Consider the following 24881-nt stretch of genomic DNA (forward strand, 5'->3'; position numbering starts at 1 on the left):
CCGTCACGAGGCCACCGCCTGCGTTTCCTCGTCGAACTCGACGATGGCCGCTCCGCCGGAGTGCACGACGACCTGCGCGCGGAGCCGGACGGACTGCTCGTCGAGGGCGCACGCGCAGGCGTCGACCCACTCCCAGTCCACCGGGTAGAGGCGATCGGCGCCGGGGCGTTCCCACGCGAGCACGACGTCGGCGGCACCGAGCTGCGCGACGATGTCGGCGATCAGGGCGGCGAAGTCGTCGACGTGTTCGTCCGGCGAGTACGGCAGGTCGGCGATCGGCAGCAGGAACGGGATCGACATCCCACGGTCGTCGAGGAACAGCACCCAGCACTGCCGGCGCAGCGGGCGTTCGACGACGGCTTCGACGAGTGCGACGACGTCGTCGTCGGTGCGGACGGGTTCACGGGTCAGGCGGTCGAGCATCTCGGTGTCAGGCATGGCCCCAGCGTGGCGGCCCAGCATCCACCCCCGGGGCGACGACCAGCTTCTGTGGAGAGACGCTCGACGAGCCCGGCCTGTGAAGGAAGAACCGCTCAGATGCCGTGCGTGACCGAGCTGTCGACGAGCAACAGCGAGGCGAAGAACACCGCGACGATCGCTGCCATACCGACGAGCACCACCGGCCAGGTCAACCGTCGGCGCACGAGCCGCAGCACGCACACCACGATCGTCGCGACGAGCACCACCGCCACGATGATCGGCCCCAAGACGACCACGGAGTCACCCAGTGTCTCGTTGCAGGTGTTGCCCGGTGCCGCACACGACACGAACGCCAGCGACATGAGCTTGATCCCCCACCCCGCTGCCAACGCACCCACCGTGAGCACCACGAGCAGGGCGGCGGAGGCGACCACGTCCGCGACGCGAGCGCGTCCTGCCAGGGGGTGCCGGGCCTCCCGACCGAAGCGCGCCGGGCCGGACCCGAGCGGATCGGGACCCGACGCAGGACCCGACCCCGGGCCCACGCCGGGGGCCGGCCCGGTCTGCCGCGCGGGCGCGCCCATCAGGAGCGCCGGCCGCGCGTCGACCAGAGGGCGAGCGCGATGAGGACGGGCTGGCCGAACAGGCGACCGAAGCGCTTCTCGTCGCTGTCCAGGCCGAAGGCGTCGCGACGGTTGACCCACTGCGACAGGTTGCCGGGGAAGATCACCGTGAAGAACAGGGCAGCGACCGAGCCGACGAAGCGACGCGCCGACTTCGGCGCGAGCACCAGGGCCGAGCCGAGCGTGATCTCCGCGACCCCGGACGCGAGCACCGTCGTGTCGTCGTCGAGCGGCACGAAGTCGGGCACCTGCGCCGTGAACTCCTTGCGCGCGAAGGTGAGGTGGCTCGTGCCCGCGACGACGAGGGCCAGGCCGAGCAGGACGCGGAAGAAGGAACGCATGCCTCCATGGTGCCCGTTCCCACGGCCGGATGCCCGCGCTGCGCGACCCGGACGTACCCGAAGCGAGGTTCACTCGCTACCATGCCGTCCATGGGAGCAGTCGCTCGGGACCACGAACCGCCGGCAGCTCCGGCGACCTTCGCGGTGCTGCTCGGACCGGTCGCGTTCTACCTGGGCATCATCGTGCCCGCGCAGTCCACCATCCGCCACGTCCTGCTCGCTGCCGTGTTCGGGCTGGTCTGCGTGCTGAGCGGCTGGCGGGCGATCCGGATCGCCGGCCGTCGCCGAGCCGTGCAGGTGTGGTCGTGGATCGGCATCGTCATCGGCACCGTCGGACTCGTCATGCTCGTCTGGCAGGTGCTCGTGATCGTGAGCGGCGGCACGTTCCCGCCGCCGTTCTGGTCGCCGTACGCCAACCGCTGACGCGGTCCGGCCGGGAGGCCCGGGTCGGGTCCGCCCCGCCGTCCACGAAACGGGTCGGTCCGGGTCAGGGCCGCCCCACCTGACGACGCCGGGTCACCAGCCGAGCGTGCCGGGCGCGCCCTTGAACGGGCCGACGATGTCCGCCGTGATCCAGCCGCCGTAGAAGTCGCCGTCCTGCGCCTGGACGCGTTCGCCGCCGACCTCGCACGAGTCCATCGCCGACGGGTAGATGGCGACGCGTTCCCGCAGCGACTCGTAGCCGGGGACCGGTGTCGGGTAGTTCCAGGCGGCACGGCTCGCGACCGTGCCATCGCCGCCGACGACGTCGAAGTAGCGCGCCAGGCCCTTGAACTCGCACATGCTCGATCCCGACGCCTTGACGAGCGCGCCCTCGGCCAGATCGGACATCGGCAGGTAGTAGACCGGCGGGTGCGAGGTCTCGAGCACGCGGACGGCGTCGGTCGTGTCGGCGACGACCGTGCCGCCCAGACGGACGACGACGCGGGCGGTGACCCGCTCGACGGCGGGTGGGCGGGGGTAGTCCCAGACGGATTCCTGGCCGGGGCCGGGCTCGGTCCTCTTCGGGTGACGCATGCTCCAGGTGTACGCCCGGAGCCTGCGGTGCAGCCGCGTGCGTGCGCGGAATCGTCTCCGGGTGCACCATGGGCGGGTGACGACGACGACACGCACCCTGTTCCGACGGAAGCCCATCGAGACGATCGATGACGAGGCCGGGGGCGAGGGCGGCCTGAAACGGCACCTCGGCCTGTGGCAGCTCACCGCGATCGGCATCGGCGGCATCATCGGCGCCGGCATCTTCACCCTCGCCGGCACCGTCGCGAACGGCGTCGCCGGCCCCGCGGTGCTGATCAGCTTCCTGGTCGCCGGGGTCGCGAGCGCCGCCGCCGCCCTGTCCTACGCCGAGTTCGCCGGGCTCATCCCGAAGGCCGGCAGTGCGTACACGTACGGCTACGCGGTGCTCGGCGAGATCGTCGGGTGGTTCATCGGCTGGGACCTGCTGCTCGAGTACACGGCGATCGTGGCGGTGGTCGCGATCGGGATCTCCGGCTACGTCGGGTTCCTGGTCGGCCAGTTCGGCATCGACCTGCCCGCGTGGATGCTCGGCGCACCGGGTACCGGTGACGGCCACGTCATCGACGTCTTCGCGATCGCGCTGTGCCTGCTCACCGCGTTCGTGCTCACCCGCGGCATCCGCAGCGCCGCCCGGTTCGAGTTCGTCGCCGTCGGCATCAAGGTGGCGCTCGTCGTGCTCATCGTCGTGCTCGGGGTGTTCCACATCAACAGCGCGAACTACTCCCCGTACTTCCCGTTCGGGTTCGGCGGCGTGATGACCGGCGCCGCGACCGTGTTCTTCGCCGTGTTCGGCTACGACGCCATGTCCACGGCGGCCGAGGAGTCCACCGACGCCCGCAAGCACATGCCGAAGGCGATCCTGCTGTCCCTCGGCATCTCGATGGTGCTGTACGTCCTGGCGACGCTCGTGCTCACCGGGATGCAGAAGTACACCGACATCGACCCGGCATCGGGCTTCTCGTCGGCGTTCGCGTCGGTCGGGCTCGGCGGTGTCGCCAACGTCATCGCGATCGGTGCCATCGTCGGCATCGTCACGGTGCTGGTGACGTTCATGCTCGGTGCCTCGCGCGTCTGGTTCTCGATGAGCCGCGACGGTCTGATGCCGAAGTGGTTCGCGAAGACCGACCCGAAGCGGCACGTGCCGACACGGGTGACCTGGATCCTCGGCATCGCGTCGGCGATCCTGGCCGGGGTGCTGCCGATCGGTGTCGTCGCGGAGCTCACGAACATCGGCATCCTGCTCGCGTTCGTCGTGGTCTGCTCGGCCGTGGTGGTGCTGCGCTACCGGCAGCCCGACCTGGACCGCCAGTTCCGGCTGCCGTTCATGCCGGTCATCCCGATCATCGGCGTCATCGCGTCGCTGTGGCTCGTCACGTTCCTGCAGTGGGAGACGTGGGTGCGGTTCGCGATCTGGTTCGCGATCGGGCTCGGTGTGTACTTCGGGTACTCGCGGAAGCACAGCAAGCTGGCCGAGCCGGCGAAGCGCTGACCCGGCCGCTCAGCGCCGCAACGTCTCCCGCGGGTACTCCCCGAACCTGGCCGCGTACACCGACGCGAACCGCCCCATGTGCGCGAAGCCCCAGCGCCGCGCGACGTCCGCCACCGATGTCGCATGCGGCTCGAGGACCCGCAGTTCCTCGTGCACGCGCCCGAGCCGCACCTCGCGCAGGTACGTCATCGGCGAGCGCTCGAACGCCCGCTGGAACGACTCCTGGATCCCGCGGATGCTGAGCCCCGCGGCCTGTGCGACGTCGGCGACGGTCAGCGGCTCGTGGGCGTGTGCCTGGATGAACTCCACCGCGGCACGGAGTCGTCCGTCGCTGCGGGTGCCGTACCCGGAGGGGAACCGCTCGGCCTGCAGCGGGTACATCCGGAACAGGGCGCGGGCGACGTCGCGCTGCGCTTCGTGCCAGGCGAGCGACTCCTCGCCCTCCTCGCGCAACGCGTGGAGGGCACCCGACACGGCGGTGCGCCAGAGTGCGACGGCGGACGGGTCCGGGACGGCGGTCGTGTCGAACGCCACGGTGCCGTCGACCAGGTGGTTCTCGGCAGCGACGTCGAGCACCAGGTCTCGGCGCAGGTGCACCAGGCGCTGGTCCCAGTCCTTGTACTCCATCTCGAACCGGCGCTCGACAGGGAACATCGTCGGGACGCCGGGCTGCATGCGGACCTCGTCGTGGCCGACGTCGACGCGGGCTTCGCCGCGTTCGAGCCACTGCACGACGACCTCGCCCTCGGTGGCGACGTCGCCCCGCAGGTACCCGTGCATCTGGGAACGGCGGATGCTGAGCCGTTCGTCACCGACGCCGACGTACTTGAACCAGTAGTCCTGGTCGAGGGCCCGGGAGTACCAGGCCTTTCCCGCGTACATGCCGGCGAGTGAGCTGATGGCGGAGTCGGTGTCCTGCCCGGCCACGGCGACGAGTGAACGCGGCGGCGTGGGACGCGCAGCGGGGTCGGAGCCCGGAGCGGGCGACTTCGACTCGGTCGTGTCGGTCATGGGGCCACCTCTCTCTCCTGGAAGCAGAGCGGTGTGATCACGTGCGGTGGTGCCGACCTGCCCCCTCACGCTAAGGAGCGGCGGGTGGTCCTACAACCAGGTTGCGTTCCGTGGCCTAACGGCCGGTCCAGCGCACCCACCCGTGCACCTGGGCGGCGGCGCTCTCGAACGACGAGTGCCCACCGGTCAACGAGTGGTCCGGTGAATCGACCGTGTACGTGTCGGTCCGGGTGATGTCGCACACGACTTCCGAGCCGAGCCACCCGTTCCAGTGGTCGGCTGAGTCGCGTACCCACCGCAGTCGGTCCGGCATGCGTTTCCAATCGGTTCCGTGGACCGCAGTCGTCGCGCTCCGGTGTCGACGCTAGCCCTGCCCGATGTGGGGCGCCCAGGGTGGCGGCGCGGATCGTCGGTGGCGACTGGCACGATGGACCCGTGCCTGCAGCCCCGATGATCGACGCCGTCGACGTCATCCGATTCGTCGGGCCGCAGACCTTCGGCCGTGCACGCGACGTCGTCCGCGCCGGACTGGTCGACGACGCCACCTGGCACGACGACGACGGCACGGTCACCGCGGTCGTGTCCGGCACCGCCGACGACCCGTACGAACTGCGCGTCGACACCACCCCGGCGCGCGGCGACTTCGTCCGCCCGGTCCGCAGCAGCTGCAGCTGCCCGCTCGGCGGCGACTGCAAGCACGTCGCGGCTGCACTCCTCACCATCAACGCCCGCGCCCTCGCCGCGAACGCCGGCCCACGTCCGGACGCGCCGGCTCCGCCGCCCTCTGACTGGAGGCACGACCTCGCCCGCCTCGCCGGTGACGACGAGCAGGCGCCCACCCCGCAGGGCACGCGGATGGGGCTGCAGTTCGAGTTGCGTGACGCGGTCCCCGCCAAGCTCGCCTCGCGAGCCCGTGCCGCGGGCCGTGCGCTGCCGACGGCGTCCCGCAGCGTGCGGCTCGGCGTCCGCCCGGTGACCCGAAGCGACGCCGGCAACTGGGTGCGTGGGCAGCTGACCTGGGGCACGCTCCCCTACTCGCAGAACCGGCTCGGCGTCGGTGCCGAGCAGCACGCCTGGTTCCTGCAGCTCGCCGCCCTGCACCGTGCCGGGCAGCTCGCCGGGTTGCCGGGTGAGAGCGACTGGCTGCACCTCGACGACTTCCGGAGTCCCCTGCTCTGGCCGCTCCTGCAGCAGGCCGCGACGCTCGACATCGCGTTCGTCACCGGCAAGCGCGAGGGCGGCGCGGTGCTCGGCACGCAGGCCCAGGTGCTGCTCGACGTCGGCCGGCACGACGACGCCGTGGTGATCGGCGCGAGTGCGGTGCTCGACGGCCGACCCGTGGTGCCCGGTGCGGCGCGGATGATCGGTGACCACGGCGTCTACGTGTTCCGCGAGAGCCCGGAGTTCACGGTCGCCGTCGCCCCGACCCCCGCGCCGGTGCCCGAGGACCAGCGCCGCATGCTCGTCGAGGGCACCCGCATCACCGTGCCGACGGCCGAGGTCGACGAGTTCCTGGCGGACTGGTCGCCCCGGTTGCGCGGTGCCCTCGGGCTGGTCAGCTCGGACGGCTCGGTGGAGCTGCCCGAGCGCACCCCGCCCGAACTCGTGCTCACCGCGACCTTCGAGCCGGCCCGGGCGCCGCGCACCGACGACCGCGTGCACCTGCACTGGCGCTGGCACGTCGACGGCCGGAAGGACCCGGTGTCCCTGCACGGTCCGCTCCCCGACCTGTCCGGGCTCCGTGCCGCCGACGATCCGGCCGGCACCGACGAAACTCCCGTCTCGGACCCGGCCGCGGCGGTGGAGCCGGCCACGGCGGCGACGGCAGCCGACGACGCGACGCGGGCCGGGCCTCCTGTCCGCAGTGCCGGACCGGGTGGCGGACTGGACTGGTTCCAGGACGGCACCATCGACGGCGCCGACGTCGCGGTGTTCGCGAACGAGTTCCTGCCCGAGCTGCCGTCGCTCGGCGTCCGCACCGTCGTGCAGGGCGAGCGGCTCGACTACGAGCGGCTGAGCGGGCGACCGCACATCCGCGTCACGACGATGCCGTCGGACAAGCACGACTGGTTCGACCTCGGCATCATCGTCAGCGTCAACGGCAAGCAGATCCCGTTCACGCCGCTGCTCACCGCGCTCGCGGGTCGGCAGCGACGCCTGAAGCTCGTCGACAACTCGTACCTGTCCCTGGCCGACCCCGCGTTCGACCGGCTCAAGGAACTCATCGACGAGGCCCGCGACCTGGACGAGTGGGAGCCCGACCAGCCGATCGCCGTGACGCCGCTGCACGCCGGGCTGTGGACCGAGTTCGACCTGCTGGCCGACGAGACCTCGCACGACGAACGCTGGCAGGCGATCACCGCGGGGCTGCTCGGGGCGACTCCCCCGGGTGACGTCCCGGTGCCGGACACCGTGCACGCCGACCTGCGGCCCTACCAGCACGCCGGGTACGCGTGGCTGTCGTTCCTGGTGACGCACGGCATCGGCGGGGTGCTCGCCGACGACATGGGTCTCGGCAAGACGCTGCAGGTGCTCGCGATGGTCGCCGCCCGTCGTGCCGCGGAGCCCGACGCTCCCCCGTTCCTGGTCGTCGCACCGACCTCGGTCGTCGGCAACTGGGCGGCCGAGGCCGCGAAGTTCGTGCCGTCGCTGCGGGTCGCGACGGTGACCTCGACGTCGCTGAAGGACCCCGGGCTCGTCGCACGGACCGCCGCCGCGTCGGACGTCGTCGTCACGTCCTACGCGCTGCTCCGGCTCGATGCCGACGCCTGGACCGACCTGCCGTGGTCGGCGCTGGTGCTCGACGAGGCCCAGTTCGTGAAGAACCCGCAGTCGCAGACCCACCGTGTCGCCTCGGAGCTGCAGGCACCGGTGAAGTTCGCGATCACCGGCACCCCGCTCGAGAACGGGCTGACCGACCTGTGGGCACTGTTCCACATCGTCGCGCCGGGGCTGCTGTCGACCTGGACCCGGTTCGGCGACGACTACGTGAAGCCCCTCGCCTCACCCGAGCTCCGGGGCGAAGCCCGTCAGGAACTCACCGGGCGGCTCCGTCGACGGATCCGGCCGCTCATGCTCCGCCGCACCAAGGAAGCCGTCGCGTCCGACCTGCCCCCGAAGCAAGAACAAGTGGTCCGGGTCACGCTCGACCCCGCGCACCGTGCGCTGTACGAGCGCACGCTCAACCGGGAGCGGCTGAAGGTCCTCGACCTGATCGACGACCTTTCCAAGAACCGGATGATCGTGTTCCGGTCGCTGACGCTGCTGCGGATGCTCGCGCTGTCGCCGGCGCTGGTGTCCGCCGGAGCGTCCGGGTCGGCGTCGGCGGACTCTGACGTCACGTCCGGCTCGGCCCCGATCCCCTCGGCCAAGCTCGACCTGCTGCTCGACGAACTCGAACAGCTCGCGGCAGAGGGGCGACGCGCCCTGGTGTTCAGCCAGTTCACCTCGTTCCTGCGGATGGTGTCCGACGCCCTCGACGCCCGCGGCATCGGCTACGAGTACCTCGACGGCTCCACCCGCAAGCGCGCCGAGGTCATCGAACGCTTCCGGCAGGGCACCGCCCCGGCGTTCCTCATCTCGTTGAAGGCCGGCGGCTTCGGACTCACCCTGACCGAGGCGGACACCGTGTTCGTGCTCGACCCGTGGTGGAACCCCGCCGCCGAGTCCCAGGCCGTCGACCGCACGCACCGCATCGGCCAGACCCGGTCGGTGAGCGTCCAGCGGTTCATCGCCGAGGACACCATCGAGGAGAAGGTCCTCGCCCTCGCCGCCCGCAAGGCCGAGCTGTTCGCCACGATGATCGACGACGACGCCTTGTTCGCCGAGGACCTGACCGCCGACGACATCCGTTCCCTGCTGACCTGACCCGCCGCCTGCCGGCTCCCCCGCTGTTCGCCCGCCGCCGCGCTGCCCGCTGCCGCGCTGCCCCGCTGCCCCGCTGCCCGATCCGCACCGTGCGAGATCCGCCAACCCGTGCGAGATTGCCCGCCCCGTGCCACGCCACAACCCCGCACCGAACAACCCCGACCGCACACACCGACCAACCCCGCACCGTGCTCACCACACTGCCGCGCTGCCGCGCCAGATCCGCACCGTGCGAAATCCACCAACCCGTGCGAGATTGTTCGCCCCGTGCCACGCCACAACCCCGCACCGAACAACCCCGGCCGCACACACCGACCAACCCCGCACCGTGCCGCGCGCGCCGCCCCGGTATGTCGGTCACGCACGAGATGATCGTCCCTGTCCCGCCAGACCCGCACCACCGCACCACCGCACCACCGCACCACGTTCCGCCCCGCACCACGTTCCGCCCGCACCACCTGGAGTCCCACCGCATGACGTCCCGCCGACGCCGCAGCCGCATCACCCTGACCTCCGTCCTCGTCGTCCTGGCCCTCGCCGTCGGTGGGTACGCCCTCGACGCCACCGGGGCCCTCGGCCCGGACGCCGACGCGGCCGGCACGACCGACGCGGGCGGCACGACCGCTGCGGGCGGCACGACCGCTGCGGGCGGCACGACCGCTGCGGGCGGCCCCACAGCCGTGGAGACGACCACGATCGGACCGCAGGACGCGTCGTCAGGGGCGAGCCCGGCCTCCAGTCCGACCGTCAGCCGCGGAACCGACGCCGACGCGGTCCGCGCACGCACCCAGCTCGCCGACCTGCCCGTCAAGGGCAAGGCGGCGGCCACCGGCTACGACCGCACCGGCGACTTCGGCAGCGCCTGGCTCGACGTCGACCACAACGGGTGTGACACGCGGAACGACGTCCTCGCCCGCGATCTGGCCGGCATCACCCGCGAGGGTCGCTGCAAGGTCCTCACCGGCACCCTCGTCTCGCCGTACACCGGTGCGCGGGTGGACTTCGTCCGCGGCAACACGACCTCGACGCTCGTGCAGATCGACCACGTCGTCGCGCTCGAGAACGCCTGGCGCACCGGAGCCCAGCGCCTCACCGAGACCGAGCGGCAGGCACTGGCGAACGACCCGGTGAACCTGTTCGCCGTCGACGGCCGGTCCAACTCGCAGAAGGGCTCCGGCGACGCGGCGACCTGGCTCCCCGCGAACAAGGCGTTCCGCTGCACCTACATCGAGCACCAGGTCACGGTGAAGACGAAGTACCACCTGTGGGTGGCCCCGGCGGAGCGGGACGCGATGGAACGCGTGCTCGACGCCTGCTGACGCCGGGCGGCCCGGCGCCGCTGAGTGTCAGCCTGGAGGCCCGGACCACCTCCGCCCCGCGTGGCAGGCTGCGGACATGGCTGAGCAACTCACAGTGCCGCAGGCGTTCGCGCTCCTCCAGGTCGAGCCCGGCGGCCGCAAGTCCCTCGACGGGCAGACGCTGGACACCGGCCTCGCGGGCGCGGTCCTCGCAGACCTCGCACTCCGCGGCGTCGTCTCGCTGCAGGACGGCCTGGTCACCGTCGTGAACGGCGCCGCCACGGGAGACCCGGTGCTCGACGGCGTCGTCGGGTCGATCGCGGCATCGGGTGCGCCGCGCAAGGCGAAGTGGTGGGTGAGCCGGCTCGGCAAGCAGCGGCTGCGCGATGACGTGTTCGCCGGCCTCGTCGCCAGGGGCATCATCAGCGTCGAGCAGGGCAAGGTGCTCGGCCTCTTCCCCACCACGAAGCACCCGGAGCGCGACGGAGCCCCGGAGGCACTGCTGCGATCGGGCATCGCGGACGTGCTGGCTCGGCGGGCGGGCCCGACACCGTTCTCCGCTGCGGTCATCGGGCTGCTCGACGCGACGAACACGCTCCGCAAGCAGTTCGGCGCGGTCGACAAGGGCCTGGTCGAGGAGATCACCTCGGGCACCTGGGCGAGCCCCGCGGTGCAGGCCGTGCTCGAGCAGATCCGAGCCGCGGCGATGATCGTCATCATGGCGGCGACCACCGCGACGGCAACCACGGTCATCACGAGCTGAGGTCGGCCGCGGGCACCCGCTGGGCACCCACTGACGAGGCCGTTGCGCGACAGGTGTAGTCTACTTTTATCGATGCGGATGCATTGATCGGACTCGCTGCTCCACCGCGGACCCCGAGCCCTTCACCGTCGAAGACCTCAGGAGGCCTCCCCCATGCCCGAAACCACCACCAGCACCACCCGCTTCACCGACCGCGTCGTCCTCATCACCGGCGGCGGCTCCGGCCTCGGCCGTGCGACCGCCGTCCGCCTGGCCGCCGAGGGCGCTGCGCTCTCCCTGGTCGACGTCTCCGAGCAGGGTCTCGAGGCGACGAAGACCGCCGTCCTCGACGCCACCCCGGACGCGCAGGTCCTGACGACCGTCGCCGACGTCTCCGATGAAGCCCAGGTCGACGCCTACGTCACCGCCACGACCGAGCGCTTCGGCCGCATCGACGGCTTCTTCAACAACGCCGGCATCGAGGGCAAGCAGAACCCGACCGAGTCCTTCACCGCCGCCGAGTTCGACAAGGTCGTGTCGATCAACCTGCGTGGCGTGTTCCTCGGGCTCGAGAAGGTCCTCAAGGTCATGCGCGAGCAGGGCTCCGGCATGGTCGTGAACACCGCGAGCGTCGGCGGCATCCGCGGCATCGGCAACCAGTCCGGGTACGCCGCCGCCAAGCACGGCGTCGTCGGACTCACCCGCAACTCGGCCGTCGAGTACGGCCGCTACGGCATCCGCATCAACGCCATCGCCCCCGGGGCCATCTGGACGCCCATGGTCGAGAACTCGATGAAGCAGCTCGACGCGGAGAACCCCCGCAAGGCGGCCGAGGAGTTCATCCAGGTCAACCCGACGAAGCGCTACGGCGAGGCCCCCGAGATCGCCGCCGTGGTCGCGTTCCTGCTCTCCGACGACGCGTCCTACGTCAACGCGACGGTCGTCCCGATCGACGGCGGGCAGTCGGCCGCGTACTGAGTCCGTCACCTCCGACACCCGGCGCACGTCCGCGTGCGCTGGGCGTCGACCTGGAGGCGCGGCTCGGCCCCGCCGTGTCCCCCGGGCGTGACAGCATGGTCGGCGTGAGCAACGACGAGACGAACGGATCAGCCTTCGGCCGAGGCGTCGACAAGACCCCGCCGACCGCTGCCGCCGAACTGCGACGGAGGATGGCCGCCTCTCCGGCGGGCTTCCTGCGCAGCGCGGCGTGGGTGCCCTGGAAGCCGGCGGGCAGTCCGGAAGCCGGCAGCGTCGCCCACGTCATGATCCGTGACAAGCCGTTCGTGCCGGTCTTCACCGACCCCGGCGAACTCGCCGCCGGCCTGCCCGAGGCCGAGGGTCGCCCGGTGCCGATGTCCGAACTCGTGTCGGCGCTGCCCGAGGAGTTCGGCATCGTGGTCGACCCGACGAGTGCCGAGGCGGCGAACTTCCTGCACGCCGACGTCCTCGCGCAGATGCGGGTGCAGATGCAGAGCGGTGTCCCGACGAGCGACGACTGACCCGCACGCTCCCACCGTCCGCGGCGGGCGAGTGCGGAGCGTTTTCCGCTGTGTGACGGTTCTGGTTCACGATCCGCGGGGTTCATGAACCGAAACCGTCAAGCGGGCGTCAGGAACCCGACGCCGCCCCGACCACCGCAAGCGTCAGCGCGAGGGCGATCGCCACCGCCGCAGCCGTCCCGAGCGCGACGAGCCACCCGAGCGGCCGCTTCCGACGGACCTTCGCCGCGAGCACTCCGCCTGCAGTGCACACGACGACGAGGACGATCGCCTCGACCACTGCGGTCCGCATGCCCATCGACCGGTTGCAGACGCGCGTCGAGGACTCCCAGTCACACCCGTACTGCGACACCGTCCCGAGGACCCAACCGAACAGCACCGCGAAGCCGCTGAGCATCGCGATGACCACGAACAGGGCGATGGTGACGACCAGGTCGACCGTCGACGCCGTGTTCGCCTTCGGCGCCACGACCGAGCCCGGCACTGGTGCTGCTGTCGGCTGTGGTCCTTGCGCTCCTGCAGACATCGTCCCCCGCTCCCCTGGCCCCCTCGGCCTTCTGCAGCCTAGAGGATCCGCCCCGTCGCCTCGATCAGCGGCCCCGTTCGACGAGCTCGATGAAGCGGGACAACAGGGACAGACCGGCGATCGACGGGGGCAGGCCCGTGGTGAGCGCCGGCGAGTGCACGAGGTACGCCGCCCACTTCGCCCGCGAGATCGCCACGTTCAGCCGGTTGGGCATGAGCAGGAAGTCGAGCCCGCGCGGGATGTCCGCCGCACTCGACGCCGCCAGGGACACGATCGACACGACGGCCTCGCGGCCCTGGAACAGGTCGACCGTCCCGACCTGGGTCCCGGTGAAGCCCGCGCGGTCCAGCTCCTGCCGGATCAGGGCTCCCTGCGCGTTGTACGGCGCCGCCACGATGACGTCCTCGTCGGTCAGGGCACGCGTGTCGGAACCGTCCGTCCAGGTGCGACCGACGACGTCACCGACGAGTGCGACGACGCGGGCGGCCTCCTCGGCCGACGACGTCGTGTTGCCCGCGTGGAAGACCGGCACGGGGTGCACACCGGCGTCGACACCGTCGAGGTGACGACCGGAGACCATCGAGGCCAGCTGCCCGTCGTAGGACAGGGCCGAGACGGACTCAGTCAGCGCGGGCTCCATGCGGCGGGTGCGGGCCAGGAAGTAGCCGAACTCCGGCGGCAGGACGTGCTGGCCGTCGGCGAGCCAGCCGAGCGCGGACTCGTCGACGGGCTCGGGGTGCGAACCCTGCGACACCTGCGGGAGCTGCTGGGGGTCCCCGAGCAGCAGGAGCCGGGTCGCCGCGACCGACGAGGCGATGGTCGGCGCGAGGGAGAACTGTCCGGCCTCGTCGATCACGAGCAGGTCGAGGGAACGACGCTCGATCGTCGACTCGTTCGCGAACGTCCACGCCGTGCCACCGACGACACCGCCGGTGCCCGATGCTTCGCACGACGACAGGAACGCGGCGACCGCGGCACCGTTCTTGACGGGCGTCCACGCGGCGGCGTCGAGGTCGTCCTCGGTCGCGCCGGACTTCGGCACCTTCACGACCCGGTCCGCGGGGACGCCGGCGTTCACCACGGACGACAGGAAGTTCTCCGACGTCGCGTGGGACTGCCCGACGACGCCGACCCGCCAGCCGTACTCGCGGACGAGCCGTGCGACGACGTTCGACCCGACGTAGGTCTTGCCCGTGCCGGGAGGCCCCTGGATCGCCAGGTACGAGCGGTCGAGGCCGAGCAGGGTCGACACCACGGCCGACACCGTGTCGTCGCCCTGCACCGGGACGATCGGGCCACGCGGGGGCACCCGACGCAGCAGGTCGAGCGCCGGGTCGGGCAGCATCGCCGGCAGCTCGTCGAGCACGGCCTGCCCCCACCACGCGATCGCCTCGGGCTGGGGCTTCGCGCGCGGCGGCGCCGACGGGGCGAGGGCCACCGGGAACTCGTGGTGCGGTTCGCCACCGACGGGCAGGCCCTCCTTCACCAGGACCTCGACGGCATCGCCGTTGTCCCACGCGTCCACGATCACGGCGCGCGACGACGCGCCCTTCGACCCGGGGCCCGGAGAAGCGACCGATGGCGGAAGCGGGTCGTCGTAAACAAGGTGGGGCGTGCCTCCAGGCCGGAGCCGCGAACCGGGCGCGAGCGTCCCCGACAACCGGAGTTCCCGCGACTGCGAGCGGGCACGCGGCAGCGTGTCCCAGTCACGCTCGACGGACGCCCGCTCCACGACCAGGACGTCACGCGTGTCGGCCCAGTCGTCGACCGGGTTCCGCAGGCGGTCGAAGTGGTCCTGCCAGAAGGTCTTCGCCTCGCGGCGGTGGTAGTCGATCGCGGCTGCGGCGAGCGCCAACGCGGTCTGGTCAGGGGTGCGGTCGAGGGCGTCGACGTCCTCGAGCTGCGCGGCCAGGGCGACGTACACCGGATTGGGTTCGCGCTCGACGGGGATCGGAGGGACCTCGAGCTCGAGTGCCGGGTCGGCCGCGTCCGGGTCGTCGGTGCGCAGCGAGCGGAGCCAGTCGCGCAGGCGCAGGGTCGAGCGGCAGTCGTAGGCGTTGTAGTCGGCGACCTGGTCGAGCATCCGCTGCCCTTCGACGGCGTCGCCGTTCCGGAGTTCCTCGATCGCTTCGACGTAGGCGGTGATGCTGTCGGCGGCGTTCGTGACGTCGCTCTCGCGCAGGTCATCGCCCATGTAGAGCGGCTCGAGCTTCTTGATCGAGTAGCTGTGGCTGCCGACGACCAGGGCCTTGCGGACGATCGGGTACAGGTCGACCAGGACGCCGGCGCGCAGCAGTTCGTCGACGGCCTCTTCGCCGACCCCGTGCCGGGCCGCCAGGGACAGCAGGTGCGTCCGTTCGTACGCCGCGTAGTGGTAGATGTGCATGCCCGGGTACTGCTGCCGCCGGGCCTCGATGAACGCGAGGAACTGCTCCAGCGCAACCCGCTCGTCGCGGATCGTGTGCGCCCAGAACGCGGTGAACTCGGCGCGGTCGTCGACCAGGCCGAACAGGTAGTCGAGGCCCCAGTGCACGCCGTCCTCGGTGTGCAGGGGGTCGCCCTCGAAGTCGAAGAACACGTCGCCCGGGTCGGGTGCGGGGATCGCGTCGAGCGCGCGGGCATCGAGGACGTCGAAGCGCGGCGTCACAGGCTGGTCCGGCCGGTCGGCACCGTTCCGTCGGGCGGTCTCCGTCTCGATCTGGAGGCTCGCCTGACGTACCAGCCGATCCTGCGTCGCGCGGGACAAGCCCGGTACTGCCCGGGTGCGGACCGCCAGGTCGTCGATCGTCCGCACCTCGTGCTTGATGAGCTTCGCCCGCTGGTCCAGGCGCATGCCCGCGACGAGCACGAGGTCGCGGTGCTCGGCCACCTGGGTCGAGCAGACGGCGCAGCGCCCGCAGCTGGAGTACCGCGGGTCGCCCCACTGCAGTGGCTCGTCGGCAGCGATGCGCTCGGCGATGACCCGTTGCAGCTCGGCGCGCTGCGTGCGGTACACCGGCGCGATGTCGGCGAGGTCGTGCGTCGTGGTCGTCCGGTCGCCGAGCACCAGGTGCACCTGCTGTCCGGTCGGGATGCCGTGCGCTTGCATCTGCTCGGCGTACGCGGCGAGCTGCAACAGGGCGCTGATCTTGGCGTGGCGGGCGAGCTTGGTGTCGTAGACCTCGTACTCGCCGCGTTCGTTGCGGATGATGAAGTCCGCGAAGCCGATGAACCCGGGGGCGTCGGCTGTCGGCGCCGCGTGGAACGTCGGCTGGTACAGCACGTCGGCACCGTCGGCGAAGGCCTGTCGTGCTTCGGCTGCGGCGCGTGCGTAGTCCGGCTGGGCAGGGCGGTCGAACTCGACGACGGCGCGGGTCTGCTTGAGGATGTCGAGGTAGTCGAGCTCGTGCTGGTCCCCCAGCCGTGCGGTGCGCTCGAGCATGTCGTCGTGCACGTCCGGCAGGGCGTCACCGCGACCGAGCTTGGCGTCGAGCCGGCGCAGGAACGCCCACTCGCAGGCCGACCACGTGCTCAGGTCACTCGGGCTGAGCAGCACGTGCCCGTCGACGCCGATCTGCATGCGCTCCCCCTCGTCCTCTGGTGCGCTGAAAGCCTAGGGGCGAGCGCCGACACCGCTCGCTCGGGCGGTCAGCCGGCGACCGGCACGAACCGCGGGCCGTCGTACCCGTTGCGGGTGACGTGCGCGGTGAAGTCGGCGAGCGGTCGGACCCAGTGCCCGCGTTCGCCGTACAGCGCCTGGTAGACGACCACCGGCTCCTCGGTCTCCACGTCACGAGCGACCAGGACCACCTCGTAGTCGTTCCCCTTGAAGTGCCGGTACCGCCCGGGTGTCACGTCGATAGTCACAACCTCGATCGTAGGCATGTGAGCCGTCCGCCGCCGACGCTGGAAAGGTGCGCTGTTCACGCCGCAGGTGTCCCCACCCCGGCGGGCGGCTCGTCTGACGGCTGAACGACGCGACGGCCGCGCCGAACCGCCAGACCGCCGGACCGCCGGACCGCCCGGCACCGTCACGAACGGACACGTGCTTCCGTGCGGACAGCACCACGACGTACGGTCGCACCATGACCGTCATCGTGGCCGTCGCCGTGCTGGCGGGGGTTCTCGCCCTCGCCACCGTCCTCGGGCTGCTCCTGCGCTCCAGGACCGGCCGCGCGAAGCCCAGCCCGACCGCGCCCGACGGCACCGCCAGCACCGTCGACGGCCTCGCCTCCGCCGATGCGTTCGGCAGCCGCGCCACCCTCGTCCAGTTCTCCACGCCGACGTGTGCTCGCTGCCCGGCCACGCGCCGGTTGCTCGACGCCGTCGCAGACCACCACGAGGGCGTTCGACGCATCGAGATCGACCTCGCCGAGCACCCCGGCCTGGCGAGCCGTTTCAACGTCCTGCAGACCCCCACGGTCCTGCTCGTCGACGGTTCCCGGACCGTTCGCACCCGCTTCGGAGGCCCACCCCACCCGAGCTCGCCGCAGCCCTCGACACCGTCCTGAACACCGCCAGCGCAGGCAGTACGGGCACCACAGACACGACCGGCACCCAGGAGCCCCGATGACCACCACGAACGACCCCACACGCGGCATCGACCCCCGCTCCCCACGCTTCGGCGCCGCCATCACCACGGTGCTGCTCGCCGCGACGATCGTCCTCACGCTGATCCCCGCGACGTGGGTCGCCGGCAGCGTGCTGCTCGCGGTCATCGTCGTGCTGTTCGCCGTCGGCGGCGTCGCCGGCATCCGCCGTCACCCCTACGGCGCACTCTTCCGCCGCGTCGTCCGCCCGAGCCTGGGCCCGCCCGCCGAACTCGAGGCCCCGGAACCCCCGACCTTCGCCCAGCAGGTCGGCCTGTTCGTGACCGCGGTCGCCCTGCTCCTCGCCCTGCTCGGCGTGCCGTACGCCGCCCCGATCGGTGCGGCGGTCGCCCTGGTCGCCGCGTTCCTCAACGCCGTCTTCGACGTCTGCATCGGCTGCCTGCTCTACGTGTGGCTGGTCCGCGCGGGCATCTTCCGTCCGCGGCGCGGCGTCGCCTGACGGCGTCCGGCCTGGAGGCCCGACTCACCTCCGCTCCACCGCCCGCGCTGCCGATGTGGTCGCCTCCAGAGCGGTGAGCCGGCCCCACGAGAACGACCAGCCCGACGGCGGAGGCTCCCCCCACGGCAGCCTCCGACGCCGGTCCGGTCAGACGGCGAGCGCCTGCTCACTGAGCGCGACGATGTCATCGGCGCGCAGGTTCGGCCAGCCGTGCAGCAGCTCCCGCCACTCGGCCGGCAGCGACGACGCTCCGTACAGCGCACCCGCGAGGCCACCGGCGATCGCGGCGACCGTGTCGGTGTCGTTGCCGGTGCGGACTGCGCGGATCAGGGCGTCATCGAGCGAGGAGCTGTGCTTGACCGCGGCGTAGGCGGCCTGCAGGGCGGACACCACCCACCCGTTCGACTCCGTGAAGTCCACCGGCTGCGAGTGCTCGGCCGTGACGATCCGTTCCACCCACAGTCGTCGACGGTCCAGGTCGAGCAGGTCGATCCCACGCAGGAGGTCGAGCTCGCCGGTCAGGACCGCGTGCCGGATCGCCGCGCACCAGAGCACGCACGCGTCCCCCGCGTCCGACTCGTAGTGCGTCAGGTCACTGATCACGCGAGCCGCAGCCGCGAGCCGTTCCTCTTCGCCGACGTCACCGCGCAGGAAGGCGAGCACCAGCGGTGCGGTCCGCATGAGCGATCCGTTGCCGGCGGAGCGGCCCTTGGAGTCGTGCTCCCGCCGGGCCGCAGCCCGCGCGACGGAGGCGGTCCGCGCCTCCAGACCGCTCAGGACGTTGCGCGTCTGGATGCCGACGTCGGGCGCGTCGACCGACCACGCTGCCCAGGCGGCCACCAGGCCGTCGAGGGCCGACTCCGATGCCGGGTCGCCGCGGGCGACCGTGCGGAGGATCGGCACGGCCATGCTCGTGTCGTCGGTCCACTCCCCCGGCGCCCAGCCGAAGGAGCCGCCACCGGTCATCGTGATCGGGGTCGGCTCGGGCACTGCCGGACGGAACTCGTACCCGGCGCCGAGGGCATCGCCGGCGGCGGAGCCCAGGACGGCACCGACGGCTCGGTCGTGGATCTGCGGGTTGGTCATGTGGACCTCCGGATCGGGTTTACGCGGGATTGCGTAAAAGCGATCCTGCACCACTCGCCACGTTTGCGCAAGTGTGCGTAAACTCGCGGGCATGACCGACGAGTACCGCGACGCGAGCGGCCGGCGCCTGACGGACTACCCGCGGCCCTCCGTCGCCGTGGACACCGCCGTGTTGACCGTCCCCCCGGGCGGACCGCTGTCCGTCGTGCAGGTCCGCGATGCCACCGAGGGCGACTGGCGACTGCCGGGAACGTTCGTGCACGAGGGTGAGCGGCTCGCGGATGCGGTGCTGCGGTCACTCCGCCAGAAGGCAGGGGTGAGCGGGCTCGCACCGCAGCAGCTCCACGTGTTCGACGATCCGGCGCGGGACGACCGTGGGTGGGTACTGTCGGTGGCGCACCTCGACGTCGTGCCGGCTCATGCCCTGGACCTGGACGAGCCCCGGGTACGGCTCGCGCCGGTGGTCGAGGCGCGCGGGATGGTGCACGGGCACGACGACATCCTCGGGTTCGCGGTCGCTCGGCTCCGCTCCGTCTACGGCACTACCCCGGATCCACACGTGCTGCTCGACGAGCCGTTCACGATGTCGGAGTTGCGGCAGCTGCACGAGGCGGTCCTCGGCAAGCGCCTGCTGCCGGACTCGTTCCGGCGTGCCATGCTGCCGAAGCTGGTCGCGACGGACACGAAACGGGCGGACGGGCCGGGGAAGCCTGCGACGCGGTACCGGCGGGAGTGACGGTTCTGGTTCAGAATCCCCCGGGGTCGTCAACCGGAACCGTCAGCACGCCTCGAGAACACCGTCACGCGCTTCCTCGTAGGGTGAGCGGGTGGAGGAAGACGGACGAATCATCCGGCGCGCGTGGCGTCGCACTGCCCTGGTCGTGTCGATCGCCGCGGTCGCGGGTGCAGTGGCAGGTTGGGCAACCTCGCGAGGCGAGGGCGGCTGGACCGTCGCCCTGGCGATCTTCACGTGCGTCGCGACGCTGGCCGGCATGGCCGGGATGCTCTCCCTGCTCCCCACAAGCGCGCGCGCATCGTCGATCATCACGCAGGCGACCGAGGGCCTGACGAGAGACCGTCGCAAGGTGATCCGCAGGGACATCCGCTCGGGCGTTCCGCTCGCGGAGGACGTCGACCCGGAACTGCAGCACCGTGCGCTCACCCTCGCCCGCGGGACCGCCGTGTTCAACGGGATCTTCCTGGGGCAGGGATTCCTGCTCCTCACTGCGGTCGCGGCTCCGCACTTCGCTCGTGTCGTCAGCGACGGCGGCGGTGTGGTCTTCAGCCGGGTCGTCCTCGCGCTCTTCATCATCGAAGTCGTGTTCCTCGTGCCGTTGCTGGTCACCCGACATCGCCGAGCTCGGCGCTACGCCGAAGCTGCCACAGCCGAGAACGAGCGCCGCGCTCCTGCGCCGGTCTCCGTCGCATGACGTCCGTGACCGGAGCGCCGCTGACTCCCAAAGCCGTTGCTGGGCGAGCATGGCGCAGAACCGCCGTCATCGTCGCGGTCGGTGTGGTCCTCGGTGCGATCGGCGGATCGCTCTTCGCCCGGCAGGACAGTGCGCTCGAGACCACCCTCGCGATCCTCGGCATCGCTGCGGGAGTGGGTGGCATTCTCGGAACCTTGTCGATGATCGCCACGACGCTCCGCCGATCTTCCGACATGCAAGCGCCGATCGATGGCCTCTCGCGCTTCGGCCGGAAGACGCTCGCTCAGGCGATCGCGAGCGGGACCCCGATCGAACCGGCCGACTCCGACCTCGCACGACGGGCATTCGACCTCGCTCGTCTCCGCGCTGCCTACCAACCGGTCGCACTCGGCCAGTTCCTGCTGCTCTCCGTGGGGATCGCGGGCCCGCAGATCCCGAACCTGTTCGACGACAACTCGTTCATGGCTGGCTTCAGTCGCATCATCTGCGTGGCCCTCCTCGTCGTGGCTGCCGCCATGTCCCCCGTCATCCTGCGTCAGACCCGGGCTGCACGACGCTACGTGCAGGCGGCCACCGAAGCAGCCGCCCGCCAGCGCTGACTCAGTAGGCCTGCCGCACCCGCGACACCGACAGCCGCAGAGCGGGCTCGTACGAGGAGCCGTTGAGCGCCGTGATCGTCCAGTGGTACCGGTCAGGACGGGTCATCACACCCCAGTCGCTCCGATTGCACTTGTTCACTTTCGACCCCATGCTCTTGTCCGGCAACAGGCCGCGCTCGTCGTAGAGCCGGACGGTGGCGGATCGGAATCCGCTCGCGTTCCCCGAGATCCGGCAGCTCGCGAACGTCGTGGCAGTCCGCACCTTGTCCTTGTGCGAGTCCTGCCAGCTCCTCGAGTTCTTGCCGATCGCGACACCGGTCAGCTTCGACGACCAGGAACCCTCGGCGAACGCCGGAGACGCCGCGAACACCGTGGCGGCCACGACTCCCCCTGCGACGGCTGCCGCGAGACGACGACTGAGATTGACCATTGCACTTCCCCCTTGAGGTGACGGTCCGGGCTGTCCGAGCCGATTGCACGCTACTGTACGGTGAAACACCAGTACAAGGTTTCAAGGGGGCGCAGTGGGTATACAGATCGACGAACTCACCTTCGGGTACCGGCGGGACCACACGGTGCTCTCCGGGTTGTCGACGGTGTTCCCGACCGGAGCGAGCGTCCTGCTCGGGCCGAACGGTGCTGGCAAGTCGACCCTGCTCGGACTCGTCGCCGACACCCTCCGTCCCCGCACCGGGACGATCAACATCGAGGGACTGGGGGAACCGGGAACGCGCGGAAACCGCCGACGGTACCGCCGCGGGGTCGCATGGCTTCCGCAGCGGAGCGGCGCCTTCCCGGGCCTGACCGCTCGAGAGCACGTCGCCTACTGCGGCTGGTTGAAGGGCCTGTCGCGCGCCGACGCCTGGGATCGCTCGACGGCCGCCCTGACCGCCGTCGATCTCGCCACCCGAGCCGACGCACGAGCGTCCTCGTTGTCGGGCGGCCAGGTCCGGCGGCTCGGCGTTGCCGGCGCGCTGGTGTCCGGCGCACAGTGGATCCTGCTCGACGAGCCGACGGCCGGACTCGATCCGGCACAGCGCGCGCGGTTCGCGCGGGTGATCCAGAACCTGCCGACGGAAGTGTCCGTCGTCGTCTCGACGCACCAGACCGAGGACGTCGCCGCGACCTACGACCACGTGACCGTCCTCGTCGACGGCCGGGTGCCGTTCGCTGGTTCGGTCGCGTCGTTCACCGAGCCGTTCGCAGACCTCTCGTCCGCCGAGGCAATCACCGCTTCGTACGCGCGGTTCACGAGCGAGGACGACTGATGCGCCCGATCATCCCGTGGCGCAGCCGAGCAGCACTGTGGCTCCTCATTCCTGGGCTGCTCGGCGTCGTCGCGTACAGCGTGCAGTTCGCAGATGAGACGAGCGTCGCCGGCTACTGGCTCGCCGCGATGGCTGGCTCCGCGATCTACCTGGTGTTCTCGTGCGGCGTCGCGGCCACGGCGGGCGCCTGGGAAGGGAAGCGCTTCCGAGATGGGACGCCCGTCATCGAGTCCAGCAGCCGATCCAGTGCAGCGGTCGTCACCGATCACCTGTGGACACCGCTGGCCGCCGGTCTGTTGCTCCAGCTCGTCGCGGTCGCACTCATGAGTCGGGACACCTGGGGCGCTCCTGGTGGCCCGTCGCCCCTCGTCGGTCTGGCATTCGCGGGGATCCTGTTCTTCCACAGCTGCATCGGATTCGCACTGGGGCGGTGGCTCCCGCCGGTGGTGTCCATCCCGCTGAGCCTGCTCGTTTCGTACAGCTGGCTCGGCTTCACCTGGTCCGTGGACTACTTCCCGCTCCGGTACCTCGCCGGTCTCGTGATGGCGGACTGCTGCTCGGTCGAGACCGCGCTCGACATCCGGGCACCGGTCATCGTGACGGCGTTCAGTCTGCTCGCCGGGTGCAGTCTGCTCGTCATCGCGGTCGCTCGACGCTCGAGTGGTGACCGTGCGCGCCGGTTCGGACTCCAGATCGGCGCCAGCTCGTTCGTCGTGATCACCCTCATCGCACTGACCGCCGGTTCCGGCCTCGGCGCGGCACCGATCGTCGACCGCCCGCAAGCGCAGGCGATCTGCAGCGGCGCGGCGCCCACGATCTGCCTCTTCCCGGAGCAACGCGCCACCGACGACTCGCAGTCGGTGATCCGGAAGGCCGCGGAGAACCTCGGCCGCTCGGGCATGAAGGTGCCGTCGACCATCCGGGCGAGCAACGCGCCGTCGACGCCCGACGTCCTGAACATGATCGTCCAGGTCCGGATGACCGATGCGGACGTGCTCCACAGCATCACGACCTCCTTGCTCGGCGACGCCGAGGTGGCGTACTGCGGCGCCGAGGAGGACGACGCCGAACGCCTCAACGATGCCGCTGTCGCCGACCGATGGCTCATCGACGTCGCCGCCGAGGGCATCGTGAACGCCGACCAGGTGGAACCCGCCCTCGAGCTGGACGACCCCGACGTTCTGCGAGACCTCCGTCGTGCTCCGGTCCCCGCTCAGGCCGCGTGGGTCACCGCGACGATCGACCGGCTGACGGATTGCTCGATCGGCCACATCGCGGTGCCGTCCTCGTGATCTGGTGGCTGCGTGTCCACCGCACCCTGCCGCTGCTCGGACTCACGACGGCCCTGACGGTGCTCTCGATCGCGCTCGGCCCGATCGGCATGCTCTTCCCCTCGTTCGGCGGTGGCGCACCCTTCGCGATGATCCCCGTCGCTGCGGTCGCTCCGCTGGTGCTCGCGATCGCGGCGGGTGCATCAATCAGTCGCGCACCGTTCCCCGCCTCGACCCGACGGACCGACCTCCTCGAGCTGAGCACCGTCCTGGTGGTGATCGGACTGGTGTGCGCGATCAGTACCGTCAGCCTCGCCCTCGGCGCAGACCCCGCTGTCTCGCTCGCCACCATCCGCAACACGATCGCGTTCTGCGCGCTCGCAGTGGCCAGCCGCGCGGTGCTCGGTGATCGCTACCAATCCGTGCCGGGCGTCCTGTACCTGCTCGTCGCAGGGCTGTTCGGACGCGGAGTGCCGGATCGCCCTGCCGTCTGGGCCGGCGTCGTCACAACCAACACCGAGCTCACCTACTGGCTGTTCGTCGCACCGATCGTCATCGTCGCGGCCGTCGTCACGGTCGGGCGATCCGCTCGTAGGGTGGGGGCATGGGGGAACTCGAACTGAAAGCACGGCGAGCCTGGCGACGGACGACCCTGCTCGCACTGATCGGAGCCGTCGTCGGCGCCGTCATCGGCGGGCTGCTGGCCACGACCGAGTCGGGCGCTGTCGCAGTCCTCACCGTCGTCGGCTTCGGCGCGTCCGTCGGTGGCCTGGCCGGTACCTTCTCGATCCTCGCAACGACGATCGGGATGTCGACCGCGATGCAGACCACAACGGCGGGGCTCTCCCCTGCCGGCAAGCGCATGGTGACGCAAGCGATCAAGACCGGCAGCCCGATCCAGCCACCCGAGTCCGACCTCGCCCTCCGAGCACGCGAGCACGCACGACTGCTCTCCACCTACCAGCCACTCGCCCTCGCCCAGTTCCTGCTGCTCTACGTCGGCATCGCCGGCATCCAGTTCCCGAGGCTCGCGGACGAAGATGTCTTCGGCTCGGCGTTCACCCGGTTCCTCTGCGCAGCGCTCCTCATCACCGCACTGATCATGACGCCGATCCTGCTGCGAGCGGTTCGTCGGTCGCGGCGGTACCTGCACGCGGCGACCGTCGTGGCTTCCCCGGTCCCGCGGGCCTGACGAGGACGGCCGCCCGCACAACCAAAGCGCGTCTGAGCCGCACGATTCCGCGGCGCGACCTGACTCCCGTTGTGCGAACCGGAACCGGAACCGGAACCACTGAACCGCAGCCACCCGCCCACTACGTAACACGCAAGCTACTTTCAGCACCGGCGCTAGTCCGCTGGCCATCGC

27 protein-coding genes are annotated in these 24881 nt (G+C 71.0%); 16 read left to right on the plus strand and 11 right to left on the minus strand.

Features of this window, described 5'->3' with window-relative positions; all coding sequences use genetic code 11:
- Positions 1-3: 3 nt before the first annotated feature.
- The 3 genes from BOSE127_RS06005 to BOSE127_RS06015 all read right to left on the minus strand — a co-directional run bounded on the left by BOSE127_RS06005 (position 4) and on the right by BOSE127_RS06015 (position 1384).
- On the minus strand, positions 4-438 hold the full coding sequence (locus BOSE127_RS06005) for a hypothetical protein (protein ID WP_017886545.1): 435 nt from the start codon (positions 436-438) through the stop codon (positions 4-6).
- Between the two features lie 95 nt (positions 439-533).
- Positions 534-1031 carry a DUF6264 family protein gene (locus tag BOSE127_RS17325; RefSeq protein ID WP_228500578.1) on the minus strand — a complete coding sequence of 166 codons (498 nt, stop codon included), beginning with the start codon at positions 1029-1031 and terminating at the stop codon, positions 534-536.
- Entirely contained in the window at positions 1004-1384 is a 381-nt protein-coding gene (locus BOSE127_RS06015; protein ID WP_056068184.1) for a DoxX family protein, read from the minus strand. The genes BOSE127_RS17325 and BOSE127_RS06015 overlap by 28 nt, the downstream gene beginning before the upstream one ends.
- A gap of 90 nt (positions 1385-1474) precedes the next feature.
- Between BOSE127_RS06015 and BOSE127_RS06020 the strand changes: the two genes are divergently transcribed.
- On the plus strand, positions 1475-1807 hold the full coding sequence (locus tag BOSE127_RS06020) for a hypothetical protein (protein WP_159556548.1): 333 nt from the start codon (positions 1475-1477) through the stop codon (positions 1805-1807).
- Positions 1808-1900: 93 nt separating this feature from the next.
- Here BOSE127_RS06020 and BOSE127_RS06025 read toward each other — a convergent pair whose 3' ends face one another.
- On the minus strand, positions 1901-2401 hold the full coding sequence (locus tag BOSE127_RS06025; protein WP_042537405.1) for a DUF427 domain-containing protein: 501 nt from the start codon (positions 2399-2401) through the stop codon (positions 1901-1903).
- Between the two features lie 76 nt (positions 2402-2477).
- On the opposite strand from BOSE127_RS06025, the gene BOSE127_RS06030 reads away from it, so the two are divergent.
- Positions 2478-3890 carry an amino acid permease gene (locus BOSE127_RS06030; protein WP_017886540.1) on the plus strand — a complete coding sequence of 471 codons (1413 nt, stop codon included), beginning with the start codon at positions 2478-2480 and terminating at the stop codon, positions 3888-3890.
- A 9-nt stretch (positions 3891-3899) separates the two neighbouring features.
- Here BOSE127_RS06030 and BOSE127_RS06035 read toward each other — a convergent pair whose 3' ends face one another.
- Positions 3900-4901, minus strand: coding sequence for an AraC family transcriptional regulator (locus tag BOSE127_RS06035; RefSeq protein WP_159556552.1), 1002 nt, complete (start codon positions 4899-4901; stop codon positions 3900-3902).
- Between the two features lie 115 nt (positions 4902-5016).
- Positions 5017-5145 carry a hypothetical protein gene (locus BOSE127_RS17435; RefSeq protein WP_258375068.1) on the minus strand — a complete coding sequence of 43 codons (129 nt, stop codon included), beginning with the start codon at positions 5143-5145 and terminating at the stop codon, positions 5017-5019.
- A 191-nt stretch (positions 5146-5336) separates the two neighbouring features.
- On the opposite strand from BOSE127_RS17435, the gene BOSE127_RS06040 reads away from it, so the two are divergent.
- From BOSE127_RS06040 to BOSE127_RS06060, 5 genes are all read left to right on the plus strand, one after another.
- Positions 5337-8768, plus strand: a complete 3432-nt coding sequence (locus tag BOSE127_RS06040; protein ID WP_159556554.1) for a DEAD/DEAH box helicase — start codon at positions 5337-5339, stop codon at positions 8766-8768.
- Positions 8769-9241: 473 nt separating this feature from the next.
- Positions 9242-10087 carry an HNH endonuclease family protein gene (locus BOSE127_RS06045; RefSeq protein WP_236559511.1) on the plus strand — a complete coding sequence of 282 codons (846 nt, stop codon included), beginning with the start codon at positions 9242-9244 and terminating at the stop codon, positions 10085-10087.
- Between the two features lie 76 nt (positions 10088-10163).
- Positions 10164-10829 carry a GOLPH3/VPS74 family protein gene (locus tag BOSE127_RS06050; RefSeq protein ID WP_083389366.1) on the plus strand — a complete coding sequence of 222 codons (666 nt, stop codon included), beginning with the start codon at positions 10164-10166 and terminating at the stop codon, positions 10827-10829.
- Positions 10830-10982: 153 nt separating this feature from the next.
- On the plus strand, positions 10983-11786 hold the full coding sequence (locus BOSE127_RS06055) for a glucose 1-dehydrogenase (RefSeq protein ID WP_042537417.1): 804 nt from the start codon (positions 10983-10985) through the stop codon (positions 11784-11786).
- A gap of 104 nt (positions 11787-11890) precedes the next feature.
- Positions 11891-12307, plus strand: coding sequence for an SseB family protein (locus BOSE127_RS06060; protein ID WP_159556558.1), 417 nt, complete (start codon positions 11891-11893; stop codon positions 12305-12307).
- 109 nt (positions 12308-12416) lie between these two features.
- Here the strand turns inward: BOSE127_RS06060 and BOSE127_RS06065 are convergent, their stop codons facing one another.
- The 3 genes from BOSE127_RS06065 to BOSE127_RS06075 all read right to left on the minus strand — a co-directional run bounded on the left by BOSE127_RS06065 (position 12417) and on the right by BOSE127_RS06075 (position 16679).
- A complete protein-coding gene (locus BOSE127_RS06065; protein ID WP_159556560.1) occupies positions 12417-12791 on the minus strand; it encodes a hypothetical protein in 375 nt (124 codons plus the stop codon).
- Positions 12792-12897: 106 nt separating this feature from the next.
- The gene (locus BOSE127_RS06070; protein WP_159556562.1) at positions 12898-16392 is read right to left on the minus strand and encodes a TM0106 family RecB-like putative nuclease; all 3495 of its coding nucleotides are present in this window, start codon (positions 16390-16392) and stop codon (positions 12898-12900) included.
- Positions 16393-16460: 68 nt separating this feature from the next.
- Positions 16461-16679 (minus strand): DUF1653 domain-containing protein, encoded by a 219-nt coding sequence (locus BOSE127_RS06075; RefSeq protein ID WP_231564030.1) that lies wholly within the window; start codon positions 16677-16679, stop codon positions 16461-16463.
- A 218-nt stretch (positions 16680-16897) separates the two neighbouring features.
- Here BOSE127_RS06075 and BOSE127_RS06080 point away from each other — a divergent pair, with 218 nt between their 5' ends.
- The gene (locus BOSE127_RS06080; RefSeq protein ID WP_159556564.1) at positions 16898-17323 is read left to right on the plus strand and encodes a thioredoxin family protein; all 426 of its coding nucleotides are present in this window, start codon (positions 16898-16900) and stop codon (positions 17321-17323) included.
- Between the two features lie 58 nt (positions 17324-17381).
- Positions 17382-17861: a DUF4395 domain-containing protein gene (locus tag BOSE127_RS06085; protein ID WP_159556566.1), complete on the plus strand. Its 480-nt coding sequence runs from the start codon at positions 17382-17384 to the stop codon at positions 17859-17861.
- Between the two features lie 147 nt (positions 17862-18008).
- Here BOSE127_RS06085 and BOSE127_RS06090 read toward each other — a convergent pair whose 3' ends face one another.
- A complete protein-coding gene (locus tag BOSE127_RS06090; RefSeq protein ID WP_201300436.1) occupies positions 18009-18947 on the minus strand; it encodes an ADP-ribosylglycohydrolase family protein in 939 nt (312 codons plus the stop codon).
- Between the two features lie 91 nt (positions 18948-19038).
- Here BOSE127_RS06090 and BOSE127_RS06095 point away from each other — a divergent pair, with 91 nt between their 5' ends.
- From BOSE127_RS06095 to BOSE127_RS06105, 3 genes are all read left to right on the plus strand, one after another.
- Complete coding sequence (locus BOSE127_RS06095; RefSeq protein WP_071251815.1) at positions 19039-19683, plus strand: NUDIX hydrolase; 645 nt, start codon at positions 19039-19041, stop codon at positions 19681-19683.
- Between the two features lie 91 nt (positions 19684-19774).
- Positions 19775-20377, plus strand: a complete 603-nt coding sequence (locus BOSE127_RS06100; protein ID WP_159556570.1) for a hypothetical protein — start codon at positions 19775-19777, stop codon at positions 20375-20377.
- A gap of 5 nt (positions 20378-20382) precedes the next feature.
- On the plus strand, positions 20383-20976 hold the full coding sequence (locus BOSE127_RS06105; protein WP_159556572.1) for a hypothetical protein: 594 nt from the start codon (positions 20383-20385) through the stop codon (positions 20974-20976).
- 1 nt (position 20977) lies between these two features.
- Here the strand turns inward: BOSE127_RS06105 and BOSE127_RS06110 are convergent, their stop codons facing one another.
- The gene (locus tag BOSE127_RS06110) at positions 20978-21406 is read right to left on the minus strand and encodes a hypothetical protein (RefSeq protein WP_159556574.1); all 429 of its coding nucleotides are present in this window, start codon (positions 21404-21406) and stop codon (positions 20978-20980) included.
- Between the two features lie 94 nt (positions 21407-21500).
- Here BOSE127_RS06110 and BOSE127_RS06115 point away from each other — a divergent pair, with 94 nt between their 5' ends.
- The 4 genes from BOSE127_RS06115 to BOSE127_RS06130 are packed head-to-tail and all read left to right on the plus strand — an operon-like array spanning position 21501 to position 24707.
- A complete protein-coding gene (locus BOSE127_RS06115; protein ID WP_159556576.1) occupies positions 21501-22244 on the plus strand; it encodes an ATP-binding cassette domain-containing protein in 744 nt (247 codons plus the stop codon).
- Complete coding sequence (locus BOSE127_RS06120) at positions 22244-23536, plus strand: DUF7224 domain-containing protein (RefSeq protein WP_159556578.1); 1293 nt, start codon at positions 22244-22246, stop codon at positions 23534-23536. The genes BOSE127_RS06115 and BOSE127_RS06120 overlap by 1 nt, the downstream gene beginning before the upstream one ends.
- Positions 23533-24138, plus strand: a complete 606-nt coding sequence (locus BOSE127_RS06125; protein ID WP_159556580.1) for a hypothetical protein — start codon at positions 23533-23535, stop codon at positions 24136-24138. Before BOSE127_RS06120 ends, BOSE127_RS06125 begins: the two co-directional genes overlap by 4 nt.
- Positions 24120-24707, plus strand: coding sequence for a hypothetical protein (locus BOSE127_RS06130; RefSeq protein ID WP_159556582.1), 588 nt, complete (start codon positions 24120-24122; stop codon positions 24705-24707). The genes BOSE127_RS06125 and BOSE127_RS06130 overlap by 19 nt, the downstream gene beginning before the upstream one ends.
- Positions 24708-24881 lie beyond the last annotated feature (174 nt).

It is taken from the genome of Curtobacterium sp. 8I-2 (assembly GCF_902506155.1).
Classification (GTDB): Bacteria; Actinomycetota; Actinomycetes; order Actinomycetales; family Microbacteriaceae; genus Curtobacterium; species Curtobacterium poinsettiae.

Bases quoted from the DNA above. Each gene is read 5' to 3' on its own strand.
- BOSE127_RS06130 (WP_159556582.1), top strand. From the start codon at position 24,120: ATGGGGGAACTCGAACTGAAAGCACGGCGAGCCTGGCGACGGACGACC.
- BOSE127_RS06120 (WP_159556578.1), top strand. From the start codon at position 22,244: ATGCGCCCGATCATCCCGTGGCGCAGCCGAGCAGCACTGTGGCTCCTC.
- BOSE127_RS06035 (WP_159556552.1), bottom strand. From the start codon at position 4,901: ATGACCGACACGACCGAGTCGAAGTCGCCCGCTCCGGGCTCCGACCCC.
- BOSE127_RS06080 (WP_159556564.1), top strand. From the start codon at position 16,898: ATGACCGTCATCGTGGCCGTCGCCGTGCTGGCGGGGGTTCTCGCCCTC.
- BOSE127_RS06085 (WP_159556566.1), top strand. From the start codon at position 17,382: ATGACCACCACGAACGACCCCACACGCGGCATCGACCCCCGCTCCCCA.
- BOSE127_RS06070 (WP_159556562.1), bottom strand. From the start codon at position 16,392: ATGCAGATCGGCGTCGACGGGCACGTGCTGCTCAGCCCGAGTGACCTG.
- BOSE127_RS06025 (WP_042537405.1), bottom strand. From the start codon at position 2,401: ATGCGTCACCCGAAGAGGACCGAGCCCGGCCCCGGCCAGGAATCCGTC.
- BOSE127_RS06090 (WP_201300436.1), bottom strand. From the start codon at position 18,947: ATGACCAACCCGCAGATCCACGACCGAGCCGTCGGTGCCGTCCTGGGC.
- BOSE127_RS06055 (WP_042537417.1), top strand. From the start codon at position 10,983: ATGCCCGAAACCACCACCAGCACCACCCGCTTCACCGACCGCGTCGTC.
- BOSE127_RS06015 (WP_056068184.1), bottom strand. From the start codon at position 1,384: ATGCGTTCCTTCTTCCGCGTCCTGCTCGGCCTGGCCCTCGTCGTCGCG.
- BOSE127_RS06020 (WP_159556548.1), top strand. From the start codon at position 1,475: ATGGGAGCAGTCGCTCGGGACCACGAACCGCCGGCAGCTCCGGCGACC.
- BOSE127_RS06110 (WP_159556574.1), bottom strand. From the start codon at position 21,406: ATGGTCAATCTCAGTCGTCGTCTCGCGGCAGCCGTCGCAGGGGGAGTC.
- BOSE127_RS06095 (WP_071251815.1), top strand. From the start codon at position 19,039: ATGACCGACGAGTACCGCGACGCGAGCGGCCGGCGCCTGACGGACTAC.
- BOSE127_RS06045 (WP_236559511.1), top strand. From the start codon at position 9,242: ATGACGTCCCGCCGACGCCGCAGCCGCATCACCCTGACCTCCGTCCTC.
- BOSE127_RS06050 (WP_083389366.1), top strand. From the start codon at position 10,164: ATGGCTGAGCAACTCACAGTGCCGCAGGCGTTCGCGCTCCTCCAGGTC.
- BOSE127_RS06005 (WP_017886545.1), bottom strand. From the start codon at position 438: ATGCCTGACACCGAGATGCTCGACCGCCTGACCCGTGAACCCGTCCGC.